The sequence below is a fragment of the Pseudomonas sp. AGC41 genome (assembly GCF_057334555.1).
On sequence record NZ_JBHFJB010000007.1, the window covers coordinates 10,951 to 14,541 of the forward strand.

Consider the following 3,591-nt stretch of genomic DNA (forward strand, 5'->3'; position numbering starts at 1 on the left):
CCCCCCCCCCCCCCCCCCCCCCCCCCCCCACGACTGCGTTGCGCTCGGCTGGAAATAGCATTCGCGAGCAGGCTCGCTCCCACACGTATCATGTTTGGCTCTGCCCGGCAGAAACTGCCGAAGGCTGCGATCCTCCGCTTCCGATAGGGCCTGGTAGCCCAGGCGAAAACATCTGGATCGAAAGCGAAAGATCGCAGCCTTCGGCAGCTCCTGCTGCGTTCGGATCAGATCCGGAACTGCCCCACCAGTTTGCCCAGGCGCTGGCCCAGCTCGGCCAGGCTGCGGGAGGTCTGGGCGCCGAGCTGGGTTTCGTCGGCGACACTGTCCACCGCCACGGCAATCTGATGCACGCTGCGGTTGATTTCTTCCGCCACCGCGGTCTGCTCCTCGGCGGCGCTGGCGATCTGGGCGTTCATCGAGTTGATGGTGCCGATCAGTTGCGCCATGGTATCGAGCGAGGCGCCCGCCTCGTTGGCCCGTTCCGAGGTGCCGTCGCCGGCCTCGCTGGAACGGCGCATCGCTTCCACTGCAGCATGGGTACCCGATTGCAGGCGATCGATCATGCCCTGGATTTCCTGGGTGCTTTGCTGGGTCCGGCTGGCGAGCGCGCGGACTTCGTCGGCCACCACCGCAAACCCGCGGCCCGCCTCGCCGGCACGCGCAGCTTCAATGGCGGCGTTGAGGGCCAGCAGGTTGGTCTGTTCAGCAATCGAACGGATCACACCGAGTACGCTGACAATCGAGGCCACGTCCTGTTGCAGGCTGTCCAAAGACACGCCGCTGCTGCGGATATCGTTCACCAGCGCATGAATCTGCTGGATGCTGCCGGCCACCACGCGCTTGGCGGACTGGCCTTCTTCGTCGGTCTGCTGCGCCGCGACCGCGGCACCCTGGGCACTGCGGGCGACTTCCTGGGCGGCGGAGGACATTTCGTTGATCGCCGTGGCAACCTGGTCGGTCTCGTGGCGCTGACGCTCCATGGCTTGCTCGGAACGCTGGGCCTGCTCGGACACCTGCGTCACCAGGCCGGTCAGTTGCGAGGTCATGTCGGTGATCTGCCGTACCAGGCCGTGGATCTTGTCGACGAAGCGGTTGAAGGAACCGGCCAGTTGGCCCAGTTCGTCCTGGCTGGTAAGCGTCAGGCGCCGGGTCAGGTCGCCCTCGCCCGCCGCGATGTCATCGAGGTTTTCCTTCATCAGGTGCAAAGGACGCAGGATGGTATTGGCCAGCAACAGGCCCACCACCGCGATCACCAGCAACACCACCGCGGCAATCCCGACGATGCTGAGGATCACGCCTTGCAGGCGATCATGGACCTTGGCTTCCACCAACGCCACCTGGCCTTCGATGCCGTCGAGGTTGACCGAGCTGCCGACCGCCAGGTCCCATTTGGCCAAGTATTCGGTATAGCCGAGCTTGGGCACCAGGTCCTTGCTGCCGGGCAGCGGCGAGCTGTATTCCAGGTAATGCGTGCCGTCCTTGGCGACTTTCACCAGGTCACGGTTGACGTAGACACCGTTCGGGTCGCGGTTGTCCTTGAAGCTTTTGCCCACGCCGTCAGGGCTGTTGGCCTTGAACAGGCGAATGGTCTCGGAGTCGTAGCCGAAGAAATAGCCGTCCTTGCCGTAGCTGATGTTCGACAGCAGCTTGATCGCCTGGGCGCGCGCCTCGTTATCGCCAGGCGCGGCGGCATCGTAGAGCGGCTTGATGGCGGTAAGGCCGACCGCGACGTAATTCTGCAGCGTCGCCTTGGCTTCGCTGAGCAGACGCTCGCGGGTTTGCTGGACTTCCTTGCTGGCCTGTTCCTTCAAGATGAACGCCGTGGTCAGGCTGATGATCACCGCGGACAGCAATACCGGCAGAATTGCCAGGGACAGGACTTTAGCCTTCAGACTCAGGCGCATGCTGTTCACTCTTGTTGGTTTTATGGCGTGGTTAGCTGGGTTAACGGCAGCGCACGATAAAACTGTAGGACAAGGTGGACAGCCGGTTCGCAGGGTCGCTGGATTCACGGGCCCCATCGCGAGCAGGCTCGCTCCCACTGGGTTCGGTGGTGTCCACAACTGCTGTGTTCACACCGATCCCCTGTGGGAGCGAGCCTGCTCGCGAAGAAGACAACCCGGTCGCTGAAGCTACAACACCATCGCCGCCACCCAACCAAACGCCAGCAATGGCAGGTTGTAGTGGAGGAAGGTCGGGACCACGGTGTCCCAGATGTGGTGATGCTGGCCGTCGATATTCAGGCCGGAGGTCGGGCCGAGTGTCGAATCCGAGGCAGGCGAGCCGGCATCGCCCAGGGCGCCAGCGGTGCCGACGATGCAGACGATCGCCAGCGGGCTGAAGCCCAGTTGCAGGCACAGCGGCACAAAAATGGTCGCCAGGATCGGCACCGTGGAAAACGACGAGCCGATCCCCATCGTCACCAGCAGTCCGACCAGCAACATCAACAGCGCACCGATGCCCTTGTTGTGGCCGATCCAGGCCGCCGATGTTTCCACCAGGCTTTGCACCTCACCGGTGGCCTTCATCACTTCGGCGAAGCCCGAGGCGGCGATCATGATAAAGCCGATCATCGCCATCATCTTCATGCCTTCGGTGAACAGGTCGTCCGTCTCGCGCCAGCGCACCACGCCCGACACCGAAAAAATCAGGAAACCGGCCAGGGCGCCGATGATCATCGAATCGAGCAAGAGCTGGATGGCAAATGCCGCCGCGATTGCCAACCCGGCCACCAACAGGCTCAACGGGTTGTAGCGCACGGCCACCTGCTCGGCCCGGGCGATCTTCTTCAGATCGTAGACGCGTTTCTTGCGATAGCTGATAAACGACAGCAGCAACCCGAAGACCATGCCCAGCGCCGGGATGCCCATCGCATGGGTGACGTTGATGCCACTGACATCGACACCGCTGCGGGCGATGTTGGCGAGCAGGATTTCGTTGAGGAAGATGTTGCCGAAGCCCACCGGCAGGAACATGTAGGGGGTGATCAGGCCGAAAGTCATGACGCAAGCGATCAGCCGACGGTCGAGTTGCAGCTTGGTCAGCACATAAAGCAGTGGCGGCACCAGCAGCGGAATGAAGGCGATATGGATCGGCAGGATATTCTGCGAGGCCACCGCAACCGTCCCCAGCAGGCCGATCAGCAGCCATTTGACGCGGGTGCCGCCGGCCGCGTCCTGACGGTCGACCATGGCCAGGACCTTGTCGGCCAAGGCATGGGCCATGCCGGACTTGGCAATCGCCACCGCAAACGCGCCCAGCAGAGCGTAGGACAACGCCACCGTTGCGCCGCCGCCAAGGCCCGCGTTGAAGGCCTTGAGTGTTGCCTCGATCCCCAGGCCGCCTACCAAGCCACCCACCAGCGCGCCGATAATCAGCGCGATCACCACATGCACGCGGGACAGGCTGAGCACCAGCATGACGCCAACCGCGGCAATTACTGCATTTATCATCGTTACCTCAAAGCACAGCGATGGAAAGCCACCGGACAAAAAGGTCGCGACTTTGCAGCAAGCGGCGGCAAGCTGCAAGGGTCATGCGGCGGGTTTTGCACATCCTCAGCGCCCCTGTGGGAGCGAGCCTGCTCGCGAA

At 63.0% G+C, this 3,591-nt stretch carries 2 protein-coding genes and 1 pseudogene; all 3 read right to left on the reverse strand.

Going from position 1 to position 3,591, the window contains the following annotated elements:
• Positions 1 to 224: 224 nt before the first annotated feature.
• Positions 225 to 1,046 carry a methyl-accepting chemotaxis protein gene (locus ACE04F_RS01055; protein ID WP_486104171.1) on the reverse strand — a complete coding sequence of 274 codons (822 nt, stop codon included), beginning with the start codon at positions 1,044 to 1,046 and terminating at the stop codon, positions 225 to 227.
• Between the two features lie 36 nt (positions 1,047 to 1,082).
• Positions 1,083 to 2,021 (reverse strand): annotated as a pseudogene (locus tag ACE04F_RS01060) (cache domain-containing protein); the annotation flags it as partial.
• 111 nt (positions 2,022 to 2,132) lie between these two features.
• A complete protein-coding gene (locus tag ACE04F_RS01065) occupies positions 2,133 to 3,449 on the reverse strand; it encodes a Na+/H+ antiporter family protein (protein WP_486104173.1) in 1,317 nt (438 codons plus the stop codon).
• Positions 3,450 to 3,591: the final 142 nt, after the last annotated feature.

What these genes read in the sequence shown, in the direction of transcription:
- ACE04F_RS01055 (WP_486104171.1), bottom strand. Translation starts at nt 1,046, where the DNA reads ATGACCTCGCAACTGACCGGCCTGGTGACGCAGGTGTCCGAGCAGGCC.